The sequence below is a fragment of the Albidovulum litorale genome (genome assembly GCF_025751495.1).
Lineage (GTDB): Bacteria > Pseudomonadota > Alphaproteobacteria > Rhodobacterales > Rhodobacteraceae > Albidovulum > Albidovulum litorale.
Genome location: NZ_JAOWKZ010000003.1, coordinates 261,042 through 280,637, shown reverse-complemented (window position 1 = coordinate 280,637; position 19,596 = coordinate 261,042). Strand labels below are relative to the sequence as shown.

Sequence of the window (19,596 nt, the reverse complement as noted above, 5' to 3'; positions counted from 1 at the left end):
TCAGGCCCCGGCCGTCGATCGGGCATATTGATCAGAAGATGAGGCACACCATGACCCGAATACTCCTGTCGGAAGACGAACCTGTCCTTGCCCGAAACATCATGCGGTCGCTTGAAGGCTGCGCGATGCATGTCACTCATGCCGCCTCGGCGAGAGAGACCGAGACCGCACTCCGCGTGGGGAGGTTCGACCTTGTGCTCGCTGATGTCTCGCTGGGAGATGGCGACGGGATCGAGGTGATTTCTGCTGCTGGGAGCCGCCTTGGGAAAACGCCGGTCGTGGTGATGACCGGACAGGACAGCCTCTACAACCGCGGCCGGGCCGAGAGTGTCCCGGTGGCGGCGTTCCTGGCAAAACCCTTCGCTTTGTCACGGCTCAGGGAACTGGTCACCGCACTCACCACGGAAAACGGTGGGCCCGGCACACGCACCATGCGCGGACCATCGGTGGTGATGTATTCGCATGACACGATCGGGCTCGGCCATATGCGCCGCAATTCCTCGATCGCGCGGGAACTGGTGGCGCTGGTGCCCGGCTTGTCAGTGCTGATGTTGGTCGGTTGCCCGTCGGGCATGATCTTCGAACCGCATCCCGGCATTGACTATGTCAAGCTGCCCTCACTCACGAAACTTGGGAGGGGGGCATTCCAATCGGGCGCTCTGCGCCTTGACGCTGCAACCCTGCGGCAGATGCGAAGCCGGATCATCGACGGTGTATTCGAGGCATTCCGTCCCGATCTTCTGCTGGTCGATCACGAGCCGGGCGGAGTTCTCGACGAACTCCTGCCGGTGCTCGAGAAGCGTCGTCGGCGAGAGCGGCCCTGCACAATCCTTGGCCTGCGCGACATTCTCGATGATCCGGAACGGGTGCGCGACGCCTGGACGGCAAACGGCACCGCGCAGGTGATCGCCAACAGTTATGATCGGGTGATGATATATGGCAACGAGGGGTTCTACCCCTCGGCCACCGCCTATGGGCTTGAGGCGATGCTGCCGGGGCGGGTCAACTATTCCGGCATTGTGACCACACCGGGACGTGCCCGCACGCGGCCCGCCGGCAAGTCGCCGCGTGCGATCCTGGTCTCGGGCGGCGGTGGCCGCGACGCCTATCCGCTGATCGACACAGCGCTTTCCGCGCTGGCCACGATTCCGCGGCGCAATCGACCTGCCATGACCGTCGTCACCGGGCCGCTGATGGACGAAGAACTGCGGATCGCCGCCTCGGCCCGCGCTGCCCGGCTGGGCGTCGTTTGTCTCGACAGCGTTCCCGACCTCGCTTCACTTCTCCATGCCGCCGATCTCCTGATCACGATGACTGGCTACAACTCGATCAACGAAGCCCTTGCCCAAGGTTGCCCGATCATCACCGTACCACGCCTCGGCCCCTCGGCCGAGCAACGCATCCGGGCCGAGACGCTGGCGGCGCGCGGCCTGGCCCGCCATCTCTGCCGGGAAACGCTGACCCCAGAAAGCCTCGCTCGGATGATGATGGCACCACCGCCCGTCGCCCGCACCGAGGGCCTAAGTTTCGACGGAGCCCGCCGAGCCGCAGCTTTGCTCGCCCTGCATCTGACGCGGACCAGATCCCGGTATGAGGAGGAGGTCACCCATGCCCCGACCCACTGACGGCCTTCGCATCGGATATGTGCTGAAACGCTTCCCCCGTTTCAGCGAGACTTTCATCCTCAACGAACTTCTCGCGCATGAGGAAGCCGGCGCCATTGTCGATGTCTTTTCCCTGCTCGATCCTCCGGATGAGCCCCGCCACGCCAGCCTCGCGCGGTTGAAGGCCCGCGTGACTATGCTTTCAGGCGAGGGCAACAGCCGCGAGGCTGAACCCGCGCCGGAGGACGGTGCGCTCTTTTCGGGTAAGACGCCGCATCAGATCGGGCGCCTGTTGGCCAAGGCCGAGGTCGTGGCAGAAGCTTCGCAGGCGCGGGGAATCAGGCATCTGCATGCCCATTTCGGGTCCGACGCCGCGACGGTGGCGCTGCTGGCGGCGCGGGCGATGGGAGGCACATTCTCTTTCACCGCCCATGCCCGCGACATCTATCACACCTACGTTTCACTCACGGCCGACGCAGAGATGCGCCGCGCCAAACTTCGCGAAGCGGCGTTCACAGTGACCGTGTCGGACTACAACGTCCGCCATCTGAGCATGCTCTGTCCCGAGGCCGCCGGTCGGATCGTGCGACTTTACAATGGCATCGACCTTGGCGCCTTCCGCCCGGTCAGTCCGGCGCGGCAAAGGACGGGGCGGATGCTGGCCGTCGGCAGGCTGGTGGAAAAGAAGGGCTTTACCACGCTGGTCGACGCGGTGGCGATCCTGCGCGACCGGAATATCGCCTTCGATCTGGAAATCGTCGGCAGCGGACCGCTGGAGGTGGCGCTGGCTGCACAGATCGACCGGCTGGCACTGTCGGGTCAGGTGACGCTTGCCGGGTCCTTACCGCAGGAGCGGCTGGTCGAGCGGATGGAGGCGGCCTCGCTCGCAGTGCTTGCCTGTACCGTGACCGACAGCGGCGACCGGGACGGGTTGCCCACGGTCCTGCTGGAGGCGATGGCGCGGGGCCTGCCCGTAGTCACCACGACCGTCGCGGGTGGCCCGGAAATCGTCGTGCCTGATGTCACCGGCAAGCTCTGTCCTCCCGACGATCCGGCTGCGCTCGCTGACGCAATCGCATCCGTTCTGACCGATCGCGACCGGGCCCGCCTGATGGGCGCAGCCGGACGAAAGCGGGCGGAACGGCTCTTTGACCTTGAACGGAATGCCGCCACCCTGCGCGCCTTGCTGGCCGCCCCTATGACGGCACCCGCCCGGATCGGGAGGGCGGCCTGATGCGCATCGCCTATGTCACCGCCGATCGTGGCATACCGGTTTTCGGCGCCAAGGGGGCTTCGGTCCACATTCAGGCGATGATGCGCGCCTTCGCCGCGCTCGGTCACGAGGTTCACGCACTTGCCGCCCGCAAGGGCATCTCGCTGAGCGGCGAATTGTCGGTAGAGGAGGTCGGCAATCCTGCTCTTTCCGGTGCGACCCGCCCGGCCAAGGAACGTGCCGCCATGGCGCAGGCCCGCGCCATCGAGGACCGGCTGATCGCGCTGCATGGCCAGCGACCCTTCGATCTCATCTACGAACGCTACTCGCTCTGGTCCGAAGCGGGCATCCGCGCCGCTGCCCGGCTTGGTGTGCCCGTGGTGACCGAGATCAACGCGCCACTACTGGTCGAACAATCCGAATACCGGGAACTGGTACATGAGAATGAGGCCCGGGCCATCGAGGCGATGGTTCTTGCCAGTTCAACCATCCTTGCTGCCGTGTCCTGGCAGGTCGCCGAATACGCGATCAGCCGGGGCGCTCGCCCGGATCATGTCAGGGTCATCGGCAACGGTGTCGATACGTCGCGGTTCCATCCCGGCGTCAGACCGGCACAGATCAGCGGTATTCCCGATACGGCATTTGTCGTCGGGTTCACCGGGTCGCTCAAGGCCTGGCACGGGGTCGAAACGCTGCTGCGCGCCTTCGGCGCAGTCCACCGGACCTGCCCCGACGCGCATCTTCTGATCCTCGGCGACGGGCCGCAGCGGGGCTGGATCGAGGGCTTTGCCGAAGGGGCCGGATTCGCAGGAGCGCTGACGCTGACCGGCTGGGTCGATCACGCCAGCCTGGCGCCCATGATCGCCCGCATGGATGTGGCGACCGCCCCCTATCCCGAGGATGACAGCCACTATTTCTCGCCCCTGAAGCTTTATGAATACCTCGCCATGGGTCGACCGGTCGTGGCCAGCCGGATCGGTCAGACGGCGGAATTGCTGACAGGATCGGACGCGGCCTATCTGCTGCCGCCGGGCGATGCCGACGCGTTGGCTACGGCGCTAGCCGCACTTCAGGCTGACCCTGACCGACGCGCCCGCATGGCGCGCGCCGCCGCCGCAGAGGGGCGCAAACATGACTGGCAAGAAAATGCCCAACGAGTCATCGAGTTTGTCGAAAAACACAGGAAGGCCGCATGAGCCGCCGGAGCGACACGGTTCAGCCGCGCGCGCTCTGGCGGCTCTTCCGACGGATGGGACCGCATCTTGGCCCATACCGGCGAAAGCTGATCCTTGGCGGACTTGCCATGATCGGTGTCGCCGCATCCGAGGTGCTGGCGCCCTGGCCGCTGAAGATCCTCTTTGACGGCATCCTCATTCCGCAGGACCAGCCCGACAGCGTCACGGCCTGGCTGATAGGCGCGTTCGGCTCAGGCGACGGGCTGCTTGCGGCCTCGGTGCTCGCGATCCTCGTCATCGCGCTTGCCGGTGGTGCGGCGGCCTATGTTCAGGCCTATCTGATCGCCGCCGTCGGCCAGAAGGTGGTCGCCGCGATCCGGCTGGACCTGTACCGCCATATCCAGAACCTGTCGCACAGCTATCATGACAGCGCCTCGACCGGCGATATCATCGCACGGCTGACGGGCGATGTGCGGCTGATGCGCGACCTTATGATCGATGCGGTCGTCTTCTTTGCGGCCCGCATTCTCGTGATCCTCGCAACGGTTGGCATCATGGCCTGGATGAACTGGCGGCTGACGCTGATCGCGCTGACCATCCTGCCCGCACTCTGGGTCCTGTCGCGCCATTTCGGTGCCCAGATAAAGGGCGCGGCCCGGCGTCAGCGCAAGAACGAGGGCAAGATCGCCATCGTGATGACCGAGAGCATGTCGGCCATCAACGTCGTCAAGGGCTTCGCGCGGGAGGCCTATGAGGAGGAACGTTTCGCCCGGCAGAACTCGTCCTCGGCCGAGGCGGGCGTGCAGACGACACGGCTTGCCGCCCATATGGACCGGGTCAATCAGGTGTTGCTGGCGCTCGGCACCAGCGTCGTCCTGTGGTACGGCGTCACGCTGGTGCGGGCCGGTGCGATCAGCCCGGGCGACCTTCTGGTCTTCACCGCCTATCTGACGACGCTTTACAAACCCGTGCGGAAGATGGCCTCGATGGCCGCCCGCGTGGCCAAGGCGACGGCAAGCGGCGAGCGGCTTCTGGAAATCTTCGACCTGCAGCCGGACGTGGCCGAACGCCCCGACGCCGCAGAGGCGGGGCGGCTGACCGGAGAGGTGGCGCTCAGGGGCGTCAGCTTCGCCTATCCCGACACGCCGCTCGTGCTGTCGGAGGCCGATCTGACGATCCGCCCGGGCGAGGTCGTCGCCCTTCTCGGACCAAGCGGCACTGGCAAATCCTCCGTCGCGAAGCTGATCATGCGATTTTACGACCCCGTTGCGGGGCAGGTCACCATCGACGGCACCGACATCCGTGACTTCACGCTCGACAGCCTGCGCCGGAACATCGCCGTCGTATTGCAAGAGGCGGTGCTGTTTGCAGCGACCATCCGCGAGAACATCGCCTATGGCCGCCTCGATGCTTCGGAGAACGAGATCCTCGCCGCCGCCCGTGCCGCCGGGGCAGACGGATTCATCCGCGCGCTGCCGGACGGATACGACACCATCGTCGGCGAGCGGGGTGAGACCCTGTCGGGCGGCCAGCGCCAGCGCATCGCCATTGCCCGTGCGATCCTGCGCGATGCGCCGATCCTGATCCTGGACGAACCGCTGACCGGGCTCGACGCGGCGACGGCAACCGCGCTGATGGCGGAACTGCGAGGCGCGACGCGTGGGCGGACGACATTGCTCATCACCCATGATCCGCAATGCCTGATCCTCGCCGACCGGGTTCTGAATCTCGAGAATGGCGGCTTCGTTGCAGCTTCCCGGCCCCATGTCGCGAGGCAGGCATGATGAGTGTGGCCACCGCCAGCACCGACCTGTCCGAAGCTTTTCGCGCCAAGCTGCGCGAGGGGCCGAGCCAGAAGGCGATCGATGCGCTGATCGGCGCGGGCGCCGGACGGCCACGTCTGGAACGCGTGCATTTCTCGGACCGGCGACCGGTGCTTCTGCAATATGCGGCGGGACACGAAACCCTTCTTGCCGAATGGGTGCCCGACGCGGGCAAGGAACGCGCGGCTGAGACGATCCGGCGTCTTTGTAAGCCCCGCCACGGACAGGCCCGGGGCTGCCCCGAGGCGCGCATCGTCGCCGACCGCGACTTCATTCTCAGGACATCCGGCTTGGACGAGCGGCTGCCGGGCCTGCGGCTGCTTTACGACGCCGAAGCCGCGCGGGACTTAGTCGGCAGGCTGGAGGGCGCCAATCCGGGTCCGATCACACCGCAACTGGTCGCGCACCGGCTTGGGAAACGCGCCGTGCTGCGCCTTGACGCGGCAGACGGGAAAGGACGCTATGCCCGGCTGCGGGCGGTCAAGAGCGATACGGGGCAGGTCCAGTTCGCACGGCATTTGGCGCTGTGGCGGGCCTTGGGCGAGCACAGCCGCCTGCGCATTCCCGAACCCTTGGGTGAAGACCCCGCGCTTGGCCTGTCGCTCTACGCGCCGCTTGCGGGCCACGCGCCACGGTTTTTCGGCCTCGACGGCTATGCCGCCTGCCGCGATATCACGGCTGCCCTGCGCACCCTGCAGTTGCTGCCTCTCACCGACCTGCCGGTACATGACACGGGCGCGGAAACCGCGATCCTGCGCGACTGGTATCGGCGGACCCGATCGGTTTTTCCCGGCCTTGCCGCAAAGATCCATGCGCCGCTCGACCGCCTGAGGACCGATCTCGCGGCACTGGAACCCCTCGACCCAGTGCCGACACATCGCGACCTGCACGAAAAACAGATCTTCATCGCCGGGAACGCCGCCGGTATCCTCGATTTCGACACGCTGTCGCTTGCAGACCCCGCGCTCGATATCGGCAACCTGCAGGCCCACCTGTTCCTCGCGGGCCTGCATGCAGGCCGGTCCCTTCAGGCCTTCGAATGGGCGCTCCTGATCGGGATGCCCGACCTGCCGGTGGCCCGCGCCCGCCTCTGGCGCCGCGCGGCGCTGCTGCGGCTGGCGATGATCTATGCCTTTTCCGACACCGCCCCGGACATTCTGCACCGGCTGATTGCGGAGGCGGCGCGATGATCACCATCGACGATCCCCTGCTACCGGGCCTCAACGGATTGGCACAGGACCGGTTGCGCGCGATCACCGGGGCGTCCGACGTCGAGGTCCTTCGCCTTCGTTACAGTCGTGGCCAGCGCGCGATCCTGCACCTGTCGAGCACAGTGGAAGGGTCGGACGCCCCGCGCGAAGGGGCGATCTGGTTCTATCCCGGCAAAAAGGCACGGCGGTTGGCCGCGCGTAACGGGGGCACGGTCTTCGACCCGGGAACCAACGCGCTTTACACCCGCTTCCCCCAAGATCCCCGCCTGCCCGAGATTGGCACATTCCTGAGCGGCTACGCGGACTTCGCCGGCCCTCTGATCGGCGGCGCACCTGACGGGGCCCCGCAGCTCGTCCGCTACCGCCCCGGCCTGTCCTGCACCTTCCGCTGTCAGCGCCGCGATGGCGCCAGCTTTTACGTCAAGCTCCAGCGCGACGCGGCGGTGACGCGGCTCGCCGCATCCAATGCCCTTCTGGCAGACAACCTCGAAGGGACGCGCTTGCAGATCGCACGGGTCCACGCGGTTAACCACGACCTGAATGCCGTTTCCTTCACCGCAGTGCCGGGCCAGAACCTTCAAGAAGCCCTGTCGCAACTGGCGCCGGACAAAGCAACACAGCTACTTGCCGTGGTGTGTGCTGACCTGCGCAACCTCTGGTCTGCCCCAATCACGCCGACACGTCTCTATGACCGGCAAGCCCTGCTTGAAAACGCGGAGAGGTCCGCTGGATTGATTGAAGAGGTCATGCCGGGTTTGGCCGCACTTGCGCGGAGTGTCGTCAGCCGTCTCAAGGCAACGCCGGTGCGGCTGGCGCTGAGGCCGATCCATGGCGATATGAAGCTGGAACATGTGATCATCGGGCCTGCCGGGATCACCCTGATAGATACTGAAAGCCTGTCCCTCGGCCCGCCCGACTACGATCTGGCGCAGTTTTACGGACGTCTGCACATGGAAGTCCAGTTGGGCAGCCTCACTGACGCCACGGTTTCGGCGGCCTGCCGGGAACTGAGAGAGCGGGGCGCGGACAGTTTCGACTGGTGCCTGGGCATCGTCGCACTGCACCTTGCCAAGTTCTATGCCCAACGGCCCGGGCCCATGAGCGCGGGACGGGCAAGGGACATCCTGCGCCGACTGGGGTATTCAAGATGACGACAGGCGTCGCTCATGTCCTGAACACGCCCGGATTCGGCGGTGTCCCCCGCGTGGTCAGGGCGCTTGCGGGCCTGACCGACAGACGGCGCTACACGCCCGCGGTCTTCATCCTGAAACCGGGCGAGGGCCTCGATCTCTTTTCGGGGCTCGATGCGACGGTCGTGGTCGCGGCAGAGGAGCGCGGCAAGACCGGGGCCATCGCGGCACTCGCGGAGTTTCTGGAAGCGCGGAACATCGGCATCCTGCACACGCATTCCTTCCGGCCGAACCTTTATGGCCGCATGGCGGGCGCACTTCTGCGGGCGTCCGGGCTGAAAATCGTGGCGCATTATCACAACGACTATGCCGACAAGTGGTCCGACCCCTCCGCCATCGCGCTGGAACGGCGTCTTGGCCGCATCACCGATGCCCGGATCGCGGTTTCCGGCGCGGTCGCGTTGCATGTCGCGGAATGGACGGGTGTCGCGCCCGAGAGCCTGACGGTCATCCGCAACGGGCTCGACCTCGGCCGTCTGGCGCAGGGCGACCGGGGGCGCGGCCGCGCCGCGCTGGGACTGGCGGAGGGCGAGATCTGCATCGGGCTCGTCGGACGCATCTGCGCGCAGAAAGGCGTCGATACATTCGTCGAGGCGGCCGAACGGCTGCTGCCCGACCTGCCCCAGGCCCGGTTTGTCGTGCTTGGCGCGATGGAGGACCGGGCCCTTGCCGACACTCTCCGCGCCCGCGCGGAGGCGGTGCCCGGGCAGGCCATCCGGTTAGTCGGGCACCGCGAGGATATCGGCGACCTTCTGGCGGCTTTTGACATCCTCGCCGCCCCGTCGCGATGGGAAGGCTTCGGCCTTGCCATCGTCGAAGGCATGGCCATGGGTTTGCCGGTCGTCGCCAGCGCCGTCGGCGCCATTCCCGAAGTGACAGGAGGCGCGGCGCAGCTAATCTCGCCGGACAATCCGCAGGAACTAGCGGCGGCTCTGAGCTTGCTCATCACCGACGAACATCTGCGGTCAGAGTTTGGTCGCGCCGCGCGTCGCCGGGCGCAGAGCTTCGACTGGGCCACCGCCGCAGGCGCGGTGGACGCGGTTTACGACAGTCTGGTGGCGGGCGCATGATCATCTACCTCGTCCGCCACGGCGAAACCGCGACCAGCGGCCAGAGTTTTGCCGGGCGCACCGATGTCGCGATGACCGAAAGGGGACACCGGCAGGCACAACGGATAGCCGAAGAATTGCGCGCCGCGCCGATCCGGGCCGTGCTGACAAGCCCCCTACGTCGGGCGTTCGAAACCGCCGCCCCGGTCGCGGCGCTGCATGGGCTGGTGCCGGTCGTCGAGCATGACCTCACCGAGTTTGATTTTGGGGTCTATGAGGGAAAGTCGAAACGGGAGACCAGTCTCCGGCTTCGCAAGGACCACCTGTGCGTACCGGTTCCGGGCGGCGAAAGCCTGCATGATGTTTGGATCAGGACGGGGCGCGTGGCAGACCGGATGCTCGCTCTTCGCGATCGATCTTGCGAAGTAGTCGTTGTTGGGCATTTCTGGTCGAACCGGCTCTTGTTCAGTCGTCTGGCCGGGCTTGACTTTGAGCCTGCCTGCCGCAGCCGAAGCTATCGCCCGGAATGTGGTGCATCTACGACGCTACCGCTGCGCCTTGATTCTATATCGAGCTTCGAGCGCTTAAAATAACAAAATTTTTTAAGGAGTTACTCTGTTCCTATGCCCGCTAGTGCCAATGCGCCCTCGCCCCCAAAACTTTCGCGCGTGGCCCGCGAGCACTGCACTGAAGCGTCCGATGAGTCCTGTTAACGGCAGAGCTGATGGAGCTGCGTCGCAGCGTTCGAAAGTGTAATGGCGGTCCGCATTGGCCGCCGCTGACATCGGCGCAGAAAATGCCAGTCGCGAATGTGATGCTGTTTGTCGTGTTTGCCGCAGCGCTCCACGGTGTCGGCAGTAGATTCACGTCCGATGGTTCCGGCGGGCCCGCAAAGCGGTGCCGGATGAAAAGGGAACACGGTGCGGTGTAGCCATCAGGCGCCAAACCCGTGACTGCCCCCGCAACTGTAAGCGGCGAGCGACCCCCGACGCCACTGGTCCGATCCGGGCCGGGAAGGCGGGGCGAGCGTTGACCCGCGAAGTCAGGAGACCTGCCATCTGAATTTGGTTCTCGACCCGGGCGGGGTGTCCCGGAAGGAGTGTTCTGATGGCGATGCAAAGGGCTCTCGCGCCCGATCCCGTTCCCGATGCGCCGCATCTCGGCGTCCACGACCTCTCCTGGGGGCCGAAAGGCGCGCCCGACATCCTGCACGATCTGTCCTTTGCCCTGCAGCGAGATCAGGTCCTCGCGGTCTGTGGACCGAACGGGGCCGGAAAGTCGACGCTCTTGCGGCTGATCTACCGCTACCTCACACCGCGCTTGGGCCAGGTGTTGCTGTCTGGCGTCGACCTGCATGCTCTGCCCCGGCGCGAAACAGCACGCCGGGTCGCCGCCGTAGTGCAGGAACAGCCCACCGACTTCGCCCTGACCGTGCGCGAGATGGTGTCTCTCGGCCGCCTGCCGCATCGCGACGGTTTATCCGGCGCCAGCGCGCATGATGCCGAGATCGTGGCCGCCGCGCTCCGGCAGCTTGACCTCACTCGCTTTGCAGAAACCCGGTTCGACCGGCTTTCAGGGGGCGAACGGCAGCGGGTGATGATCGCCCGCGCGCTGGCGCAGGAGCCGGAACTGCTGGTTCTCGATGAACCGACAAATCACCTCGACATCCGCCATCAGCTCGAACTGCTGGCGCTGCTGCGCCAGCTTGGCCTGACCGTGGTGCTGACCCTGCACGACCTGACGCTGGCCGCCGAATTCGCCGACCGTCTGCTGGTTCTCGCCGGGGGCCGGAAACTGGCCGAGGGCAGCCCGGCCGAGATCCTGACCCCCGAAACCATCGCCCACGCCTTCAACGTCTCCGCCCGGATCGACCGGTCGGGTGGCACGCCCAGATTCTCCTTCCATCTCTGACCCTTCAACGGAGCCATTTATGAAACTGCCCGTTCTCGCCCTTCTGCTTTCGGCCAGCGCAGCCCTTGCCGAACCGGTCACCGTCGAAAGCTGCAACCGCAACGTGACCTTCAACACGCCGCCCGCCCGCGCGGTCTCGAACGACGTCAACCTGACCGAGATGATGCTGGTCCTCGGCCTTGCCGACCGGATGGTGGGCTATACAGGCATCTCGGGCTGGAAGACGCTCGACGAGGAGATGCGCGAAGGCGTCGCGGAACTGCCGGAACTGTCGGAAAAATACCCGACAAAAGAGGTGCTGGTGGGCGCCGGTGCGGATTTCTTCTTTGCCGGCTGGAACTACGGCATGAAGGTCGGCGGCGAGGTGACGCCCGAAACGCTCGCCCCCTTCGGCATCAAGGTCTACGAGCTTACAGAAAGCTGCATCCATATCGGTGAAAAACCCAAGGTGGCGATGGCCGACATGTACAATGACCTGTTGAATCTCGGCCGCATCTTCGGCGTCGAACAAAAGGCAGAGGAATTGGTCGCGGGTTACGAGGCGCGGCTGGCCGAGGTGACGGCAGGTGTCGGCGGGACCGATCCGATCCGCGTCTTTGTCTATGACAGCGGCGAGGACACGCCCTTCACCGCCGGGCGCTACGCAATGCCGACCGCGCTGATCGAGGCGGCGGGGGGCGTGAACGTGATGGATGATCTGGAAAAAAGCTGGGCCACCGTCGGCTGGGAGCCGGTTGTCGCGCGTGATCCGGAAGTGGTGATCATCGTCAATTACGGCGACGTGACGGCCGAACAGAAGATCGCCTTCATGAAGTCCAACCCGGCCTTTGCCGGGATGGCAGCCGTAAAGAATGACAACTTCGTCGTCCTCGACTATGTCGAGGCGACTCCGGGCCCCCGCAATATCCGCGCGGTCGAGGACCTCGTCGTGGGCTTTTCCGAGGCGCGCGAAAAGCTCGTGAACTGACAGGAACGGAAGAGACGGGAATGGCCGATATCGCCACCAACCTGCCAAGTGCCACCCGCCTCCGCCTCGGCGCGGGTGCGGGCGCCGGTCTCGGCCTTCTCGGTTTTTCCATCCTCATTGCGGTGGCGGTCGGCGCGGTGCCGGTGCCGCTGGCCACAGTGATCGATGTGGTCCTGTCGAAGCTTCTGCCCGGTGCGGCCGCGACGGGCGCGCAGGCCGCCATCGTCTGGGAAATCCGCTTTCCCCGCGCCCTGCTCGCCGCCCTTGTCGGCGGCGGGCTCGGCCTTGTCGGCGCGGCCTTGCAGGCCGTAACCCGCAATCCGCTCGCCGATCCGCATCTGCTCGGCATCTCCTCGGGCGCGGCTTTCGGGGCGATCCTCGCGCTTCTCCATACAGGTCTTTTCCTCGGCCTCCTGACCGTGCCGCTTCTGGCCTTTGCCGGTGCGCTTCTCGCCGCGATGCTGGTCGTCGGGACCGCAAGGCTGGCCGGGGCAACCTCGGCCGACCGGCTGGTTCTGGCGGGCGTCGCGGTGTCGTTCATCGTGATGGCCGGGGCCAATATCCTGATCTTCCTCGGCGATCCCCGCGCCACGCATACGGTCGTCTTCTGGATGCTGGGCGGGCTTGGCCTCGCACAATGGTCGCACCTGATCTATCCGGCCGCGATCCTCGGGTCAGCGGGGCTCTGGCTCTGGTCGAAGGCCCGGGCGCTCAATGCAATGACGGTCGGGGACGAAACCGCCGCCACCCTCGGCCTCGACCCCGCGCGGCTTCGGCTCTCGGTCTTTGTCGCGGGCGCACTGATCACCGGGGTGATGGTCGCCTTCTCCGGCATGATCGGATTCGTCGGGCTTATGATGCCACATATCGTCCGGTTGATCCTCGGCGGCGACAATGCCCGCATTTTGCCCTTCTCGGCGCTTTTCGGGGCGATCTTCCTCGTCTGGGCTGACACCTTCGCCCGCATCGTCATGGCCCCGGAGGACATGCCCATCGGCGTCGTCACCGGCCTTCTCGGCGGGCTCTTCTTCGTCTGGCTGCTTGGCCGGCGGGCCTGACGCGATGATTTTGCTGGATGCGGACTCTGAGATCGGCAGAATGAAGACCAAACTCCGCATTGCATCTCGTGCCATTGTCAGATGTTTTACCGCCGCGATCCACACGAATGGCAGCAAAGCGGGCTGCGACCGCAGCATCGTAGGTAGCTGCTTGATGTCGGCTCTGGGCCGCTTGCGCTGACGGGAATGACGCTTGTGTCCGCTCCATACCGCTTCACGTATTGACCAAAGTGTCAATGAACCGAGCAAAAAGCTCTCCTTGAGAGCTGATACCGAGTTTGGCGTAGATATTGCGCCGGTGAATGCGCACCGTGCCCGAGGAGATGCCGAGAACCTGCCGGATCGCCTCGGCCGAATAACCTTTGAGCGTGTATTCGACGACCTCACGTTCGCGCGGTGTCAATTGCCCATCCCCGAACCGTTGGAAGGTGCGTTCGATCCGCCCTTCGGACGAGTCCGCATCCGCCGCGCCTTTGGTGTTGAACTGGTCGGCGATATCGGCCCAATGGCGTGCGCAGGCGGCCTCGACGATCGGCCAGGCGCGCTGTATGGCGGCGAATTCCTTTGCCGAGAAGACTTTCTGTGCGCGCATGAGCGAAACGACGACGACCGCGCCGCGACCCGCATCTATGAAAAAGCCGATCTCTTCGGCGAGCCCGGTTTGAACATAGTAACTGCGGAAATACTCGCCCTGATAAAATCGGTCGGGTGCAAGATCACGCATCCGGTAAAGCCCTGGCTCGACCGGCTTCGTCGCCGCGAGATAAAACGGGTCGAGCATGTAGGGCCCCGCCTGATAGTCGGTGACGAAGATCGCTCGTTTCTTGCCTGGAAAGTCGTCGAACAGGTTAAGCGGCCGCGCTGCGCCTCGATAGCTGAACATGACCGTAAAATCATAGGTTGCGACCGTCCGCAGAAACTCCGCGAGGCATTTCGGAAAGTCCGAGGTGCCTTCGGCGGTAATCATCCGGCCGATCCGGTCGAATTGGAGCCCTATGCTCATCTGGCGCATCTTTCGCTAAACTATGCACTTTGTGGTATATACAAGATGAAAGCTATTTTCTACGATTTATGCCAATCTGAGGCATAGTTGTGGGTGCTGAAAGTTTGACTGGAGACGATAAATCCTCCATCGCGGAACTGCGCGGCGCGACCAAACGGTTCGGCGCCGTTGTCGCGGCCCGGAATATCAATCTCAGCATCAATCGTGGAGAGTTCCTGTCCTTCCTCGGCCCTTCGGGGTGCGGCAAGACAACGGCGCTCCGGATGCTGGCAGGATTCGAAACGCCGACAGAAGGTGACATCTATCTCGACGGGCAGCGGGTTAACGATATTCCTCCTCATCAGCGCCCCGTAAACATGGTCTTTCAACACTACGCGCTTTTTCCGCATCTGACCGTGGCGGAGAACATCTGTTACGGATTACGCCAGCGGCGTCCCAGGCCGCCCGCCGTTGAGATTGAGGCAGCGGTGAATCGTGCGCTTGAAACCGTGCGCCTGCCGGGTTTCGGTCCGCGCCGGATCTGGGAAATGTCAGGCGGTCAGCAGCAACGTGTGGCGCTGGCTCGCGCGATCATCAACGAACCGAAACTTCTGCTTCTGGACGAGCCGATGGCGGCGCTCGACAAAAAGCTGCGCCATGACATGCAGATCGAGTTGCAGACATTGCAGCGGAAGCTTGGGATCACCTTCATCCTCGTCACTCATGATCAGGAAGAGGCGCTGTCAATGTCGGACCGGATCTGCATCATGCTCGATGGCGGAATCGTCCAGATCGGCAGCCCACGCGAGCTCTACGACCGGCCGAAGAACCGCTATGTCGCGGACTTTGTCGGAAAATCGAACTTTTTCGAAGGCAAGGTGACGTCGGTCTCCGGTGAAACGGCGGATATGCGCGGCGCTGGCGGCATTTCCTTCATTGGCCATGCCAGCGCCGGTATTGCGACCGGCCAAAGCGCGATTGCGAGCCTGCGACCGGAACAGATCAGCCTCAGCCGGGGCAGCGGCGACGTTCCCGTCACCGTCGTGAACCGCATCTTTCTTGGGGAACATACCGAATATCTGGTCCAGAACCCCGATCTGGGCCAGTTCCTGATCCTTGCATCACGCCAGGCGGAAGCGGGGGAGGGCAATCTCGAACCGGGGGAAACGGGCAGCGTGCGCTGGCGGGATGGCGCGGCGCTGATTCTCAACAACGACTGAAACCAACTGGGAGAATGAACATGACGAACCGGAATGATTTCATCTCACGCGAGAAATTCATGGCCGAGCTTTATCGCTACAAGAAGGGCTCGGTGACGCGGCGGTACTTCCTCGGCGTGACGGGCCTCGGCGCCGCGACGGCGGTGCTGGGCTCGGCCATGCCCGGGCTTCAGTCGGCCGCCTGGGCGCAGGCCAATATCGGCGACCGCGTGGTGCTTGCCACCTGGCCGAACTACCACGACCCGGCCAACTTCGAGGCCTTCACGGCGGCGACGGGGGCCGCCGTTGACGTCAACGTCTTCGGCTCGAACGAGGAGATGCTGGCCAAGCTTCAGGCCGGCGGCTCGGGCTGGGACGTGTTCGTGCCGACGAACTACACGATCACCACCTATGTCGGCGAGGACCTGATCGAACCGCTCGATCTGTCGAAGATCGCCAATTACGACGCGGCGTCCTACAACCAGCGCTTCGCCGGCCCTGGCACAGTGGACGGCACCGTCTATGCCGTGCCGAAGAACTGGGGCACGACGGGCTTTGCCGTGAACACCGCGCAGCTTGGCAGCAACCCCAAGCCCACGACCTGGAAGGAATTCTGGGACATGACAATGGCCGACTTCTCGGGCCGAACGATGGTGCACGACTACCAGCTCACCACGATCGGCAACGCGTTGAAGTATTTCGGCTATTCCTTCAATTCGGTCGATACAGCGGAACTTGCCGAGGCGGAGAAGCTCCTGATCGATGCCAAGCCGCACCTTTTCGCGATCAACTCGGACTACCAGCCCTCGATGCGGTCGGGCGACGCATGGATGACAATTTGCTGGACCGGCGACGGCAAACAGATGAACCGTGACATGCCCGAGATAGAATACGTTCTGGGCAAGGAGGGCGGCGAGCTCTGGTCTGATTTTTACGCTATCCCCAAGGGCGCACCGCACATGGACGCGGCCTATGCGCTGATCAACTTCCTGCTCGACCCGGCGGTGAACGCGAAAGAGTCGCTCTTCCACGGCTACCCGACCGCCGACGCGCGCGTCGATGCACTCTTGCCAGCCGAGGTTCTGAACGACCCGATCCTCTACCCCGCGCAGGAGCTTCTCGATGCGCTCGAATTCGGCGCGGCGGTGACGCTGACTGACCCCAACCGCGCCGAACTGATGGCGCGCTTCAAGTCAGCCTAAGCGCATGTCCACGCGGCTGAGGACGTCACTGTTGCTGGCGCCAGCGACGGCATGGCTTCTGGCCATGCTCGTCCTGCCGTTGGTGGTCGTGGCTGTTTTTAGCTTTGGCGAGCGTGCGGCGGCGGGGGGCTACTCCGCCGCCTTCACGCTGGAAAATTTCGCCAATCTCGGGGCCCGCTGGGCGGCGTTCAAGAATACGCTGATGCTGGCGCCGGCGGGCACATTGATGTGTCTCATAATCGCTTATCCGCTTGCCTATTACCTCGCGGTCAAGGTCGATCCGAAATGGCGCACTCTGCTTCTGATCCTGGTGATCGTGCCCTTTTGGACTTCGATCCTGATCCGGTCATACGCCTGGATCTACCTCTTGGGCGGTCAAGGCATCCCAAAGCTCATCTCGACACTCGGCTTCGGCAATCCACGCCTCATCAACACTCCTTTCGCCGTGCTGATCGGGATCACCTATGGCTATCTGCCGCTCATGGTCTTTCCGATCTATGTCAGCCTTGAACGGCTCGACAAGCGCCTCTTGGAGGCGTCTGCCGACCTCGGCAGCCCGCCTTGGCGGAGTTTCCTGCAGGTCACGCTGCCTCTATCGACGCCCGGTGTTGCGACCGGCTGCATGCTGGTTTTCATCCTGTTGATGGGTGAATTCCTGATCCCAGCGATGCTCGGCGGCGGCAAGGTGTTCTTCGTTGGCAATGCGCTCGTCGATCTCTTTCTGCAATCACGCAACTGGCCCTACGGCGCAGCCGTGGCCGTTGCGCTCGTCGTCATAATGCTCGTCACCGTTACCGCCTACATGCGGTTTACCCGCCGCTGGGCGGGCGGGCGCGACGACGTCTCGTTGATGTGAGGGCGCGATGCGGTTCTATGCGATTGCCGTCTACCTCTTCCTCTACATCCCGATTGGTGTGATCGCGGTCTTTTCGTTCAATGCCGGGCGTTATGCAGCGCAGTTGCAGGGCTTCTCGACCCAGTGGTACGGCAAGGCACTGTCGAACCCGTTCGTGATGGAAGCGCTGCAAACAAGCGCGACCGTGGCGGCGATGTCGGCGACGCTTGCGACCGTCGCCGGAACGCTTGCGGCTCTGGCGCTGCAGGGTGTGACCGGCAAACCAAGGATGATCTTCGATGCGCTTCTCTACGTTGCTGTCATGGTGCCCGGTATCGTCATCGGCATCTCGACGCTGATCGCGCTCGTCACACTTTTCGACTGGCTGAATCCGATGATCGCCGCGCTCTGGCCGGTGGCCGAAAACGCCCCTAAGCTGCAGATGGGCAAAGGCTCGCTTATCGCCGCGCATGGGATGTTCACGATGGCGCTGGTCGTGATCATCGTCCGCGCCCGCGTCGCGGGTATGGACCGCAGCTTGATGGAGGCTTCTGCCGACCTCGGCGCAACACCCTTCGGCACATTCAGGCAGGTGACCCTGCCGCAGATCTTCCCCGCGATCCTCGCCGGTTTCCTACTGGCTTTTACGTTCAGCTTCGACGACTTCATCATTGCTTTCTTCGTCGCGGGCTCGGAAACGACGCTGCCGATCTATGTCTTCTCGTCGATCCGGCGCGGCGTCACCCCGGAGATCAACGCCATTGGCACGATGGTTCTGGCAGCGTCTCTGCTGATCCTGATTATTGCGCAGTCCATCCTGCAGCGCGACCGCCGCGCGAAAACGGGCTGAACCGAGATGGAGACGCTGCTTCAAAACCATGTGGCTTTTCTGACCGGCGCAGGATCAGGGATCGGCCGGGCTGGGGCGCTGGCCCTTGCCCGCAACGGCGCGATTGTGGTGGTAAGCGATCTCGATCCCAACCGCGCCGAAACCGTTGTCGCCGAGATTACCGCTCGCGGCGGCCACGCTCACGCGCTCGGCCTTGATGTGACCGACGATGCCGCGCTGGAAGACGCAATAGCTGAAACCAATGCCAGGTTCGGACGGCTCGATATCCTCCATTCCCATGCAGGCATCCAGATCCCGGGGCGCCTTGATGAGGTCAGTGTGGACCAGATGGACGCTTCCTGGAGGCTCAATGTCAGGTCGCATTTTGTTGCTGCGCGCGCCGCGATGGCGGTCATGAAGCAGTGCGGGCGTGGGTCAATCATCGTCACCTCATCGAATTCCGGCGTGCAGTACGACCGGGAGATGATCGCGTATTGCACAACGAAACATGCCGTCATCGCAATGGTGCGCCAGATTGCCGTCGACTATGCCCGCTTCGGTGTGCGCTGCAACGCGATTTGTCCGGGTTTCGTGGATACGGTCTTTAATGCCGGTTTTGAAACGCAAATGGGAGGCCGAGCAGCGCTCGAGACTTATGTATCGGAAACCATCCCGATGGGGCGGTGGGGAACGCCCGACGAGATCGCTGAAAGCATCGTATATCTTGCTTCTGACCGATCGTCATTCATGACAGGACATGCACTGGTTCTCGACGGTGCAGAGTCACTCTGACCACCGATCGACTGAGATCGGCAAGATCCTGTATTGCGATTTCTTGCATTGTAACAACGCCGCACGATCGACCAAGGTTCGGTATGATGGCCGCTTCCAACTTGAACTCGTCGCTCCAATTGTTTGTCCCCCTATTGACTTTCCCGGATCAAAGTTAGGGGGCAAAGCGTCTACTAATCTAGGTGTACCTCAAGGTTCCGTGTCAGATGTACGTCGAATTACGACCGCGATAACGATTTCCAGTTAAGCAGGGTTCGCCAGTCTAGCGGCCATACGGCTGCCGGAAATGCTGCGCTTAGGGCCGAACGGCAAGTTTGGGGACGCTGCGCCGCCGCCGGCAGTAGTTTGGCCAATGACCGCGCTGGGCCGCTCTTCGCTAGGCGTAAGAATACTGGCATTGACCCCCGGCGAGTGATACTGCGCGATGCCAAAACATGGCTCTCTAGGTTCTTTCGTCTGGTAGTCAAAACCGTTGGGTCCGCTTGCGAACCATTGCTTGCAGAGGGTCCGTGGCGGAGAAGTCGTCGTCGCGATCATTGGAAAAGGTCTCGACAGA

17 protein-coding genes and 1 riboswitch are annotated in these 19,596 nt (G+C 63.8%); of the genes, 16 read left to right on the top strand and 1 reads right to left on the bottom strand.

Annotated features, from left to right (window positions below):
- Nucleotides 1–50: 50 nt before the first annotated feature.
- From OEZ71_RS12205 to OEZ71_RS12155, 11 genes are all read left to right on the top strand, one after another.
- Nucleotides 51–1,625 (top strand): response regulator, encoded by a 1,575-nt coding sequence (locus OEZ71_RS12205; RefSeq protein ID WP_263740269.1) that lies wholly within the window; start codon nt 51–53, stop codon nt 1,623–1,625.
- Entirely contained in the window at nt 1,609–2,838 is a 1,230-nt protein-coding gene (locus tag OEZ71_RS12200) for a glycosyltransferase family 4 protein (RefSeq protein WP_263740268.1), read from the top strand. The genes OEZ71_RS12205 and OEZ71_RS12200 overlap by 17 nt, the downstream gene beginning before the upstream one ends.
- Nucleotides 2,838–4,013, top strand: a complete 1,176-nt coding sequence (locus OEZ71_RS12195) for a glycosyltransferase family 4 protein (RefSeq protein WP_263740267.1) — start codon at nt 2,838–2,840, stop codon at nt 4,011–4,013. The genes OEZ71_RS12200 and OEZ71_RS12195 overlap by 1 nt, the downstream gene beginning before the upstream one ends.
- On the top strand, nt 4,010–5,776 hold the full coding sequence (locus tag OEZ71_RS12190; protein ID WP_263740266.1) for an ABC transporter ATP-binding protein: 1,767 nt from the start codon (nt 4,010–4,012) through the stop codon (nt 5,774–5,776). The genes OEZ71_RS12195 and OEZ71_RS12190 overlap by 4 nt, the downstream gene beginning before the upstream one ends.
- Nucleotides 5,776–7,005: an aminoglycoside phosphotransferase family protein gene (locus OEZ71_RS12185; protein ID WP_263740265.1), complete on the top strand. Its 1,230-nt coding sequence runs from the start codon at nt 5,776–5,778 to the stop codon at nt 7,003–7,005. Before OEZ71_RS12190 ends, OEZ71_RS12185 begins: the two co-directional genes overlap by 1 nt.
- A complete protein-coding gene (locus OEZ71_RS12180) occupies nt 7,002–8,177 on the top strand; it encodes an aminoglycoside phosphotransferase family protein (protein ID WP_263740264.1) in 1,176 nt (391 codons plus the stop codon). The genes OEZ71_RS12185 and OEZ71_RS12180 overlap by 4 nt, the downstream gene beginning before the upstream one ends.
- Nucleotides 8,174–9,286 (top strand): glycosyltransferase, encoded by a 1,113-nt coding sequence (locus tag OEZ71_RS12175; RefSeq protein ID WP_263740263.1) that lies wholly within the window; start codon nt 8,174–8,176, stop codon nt 9,284–9,286. Before OEZ71_RS12180 ends, OEZ71_RS12175 begins: the two co-directional genes overlap by 4 nt.
- Entirely contained in the window at nt 9,283–9,858 is a 576-nt protein-coding gene (locus OEZ71_RS12170) for a histidine phosphatase family protein (RefSeq protein WP_263740262.1), read from the top strand. Before OEZ71_RS12175 ends, OEZ71_RS12170 begins: the two co-directional genes overlap by 4 nt.
- Before the next feature lie 263 nt (nt 9,859–10,121).
- Nucleotides 10,122–10,338: riboswitch (cobalamin riboswitch) on the top strand.
- Between the two features lie 34 nt (nt 10,339–10,372).
- The gene (locus OEZ71_RS12165; RefSeq protein WP_318527837.1) at nt 10,373–11,176 is read left to right on the top strand and encodes an ABC transporter ATP-binding protein; all 804 of its coding nucleotides are present in this window, start codon (nt 10,373–10,375) and stop codon (nt 11,174–11,176) included.
- Between the two features lie 19 nt (nt 11,177–11,195).
- Nucleotides 11,196–12,143: an ABC transporter substrate-binding protein gene (locus tag OEZ71_RS12160; protein ID WP_263740261.1), complete on the top strand. Its 948-nt coding sequence runs from the start codon at nt 11,196–11,198 to the stop codon at nt 12,141–12,143.
- Nucleotides 12,144–12,163: 20 nt separating this feature from the next.
- A complete protein-coding gene (locus OEZ71_RS12155; RefSeq protein WP_263740260.1) occupies nt 12,164–13,201 on the top strand; it encodes a FecCD family ABC transporter permease in 1,038 nt (345 codons plus the stop codon).
- Nucleotides 13,202–13,415: 214 nt separating this feature from the next.
- Here the strand turns inward: OEZ71_RS12155 and OEZ71_RS12150 are convergent, their stop codons facing one another.
- A complete protein-coding gene (locus tag OEZ71_RS12150; RefSeq protein WP_263740259.1) occupies nt 13,416–14,204 on the bottom strand; it encodes a helix-turn-helix transcriptional regulator in 789 nt (262 codons plus the stop codon).
- Nucleotides 14,205–14,308: 104 nt separating this feature from the next.
- On the opposite strand from OEZ71_RS12150, the gene OEZ71_RS12145 reads away from it, so the two are divergent.
- From OEZ71_RS12145 to OEZ71_RS12125, 5 genes are read left to right on the top strand one after another with little or no spacing between them, the layout of a single operon-like run.
- On the top strand, nt 14,309–15,403 hold the full coding sequence (locus OEZ71_RS12145) for an ABC transporter ATP-binding protein (protein WP_263740258.1): 1,095 nt from the start codon (nt 14,309–14,311) through the stop codon (nt 15,401–15,403).
- A 20-nt stretch (nt 15,404–15,423) separates the two neighbouring features.
- On the top strand, nt 15,424–16,584 hold the full coding sequence (locus OEZ71_RS12140; protein WP_263740257.1) for an ABC transporter substrate-binding protein: 1,161 nt from the start codon (nt 15,424–15,426) through the stop codon (nt 16,582–16,584).
- 4 nt (nt 16,585–16,588) lie between these two features.
- Nucleotides 16,589–17,440, top strand: a complete 852-nt coding sequence (locus OEZ71_RS12135) for an ABC transporter permease (RefSeq protein WP_263740256.1) — start codon at nt 16,589–16,591, stop codon at nt 17,438–17,440.
- Between the two features lie 7 nt (nt 17,441–17,447).
- Complete coding sequence (locus tag OEZ71_RS12130) at nt 17,448–18,269, top strand: ABC transporter permease (RefSeq protein WP_263740255.1); 822 nt, start codon at nt 17,448–17,450, stop codon at nt 18,267–18,269.
- Between the two features lie 6 nt (nt 18,270–18,275).
- Complete coding sequence (locus OEZ71_RS12125; protein WP_263740254.1) at nt 18,276–19,040, top strand: SDR family NAD(P)-dependent oxidoreductase; 765 nt, start codon at nt 18,276–18,278, stop codon at nt 19,038–19,040.
- The last annotated feature ends 556 nt before the right edge of the window (nt 19,041–19,596 follow it).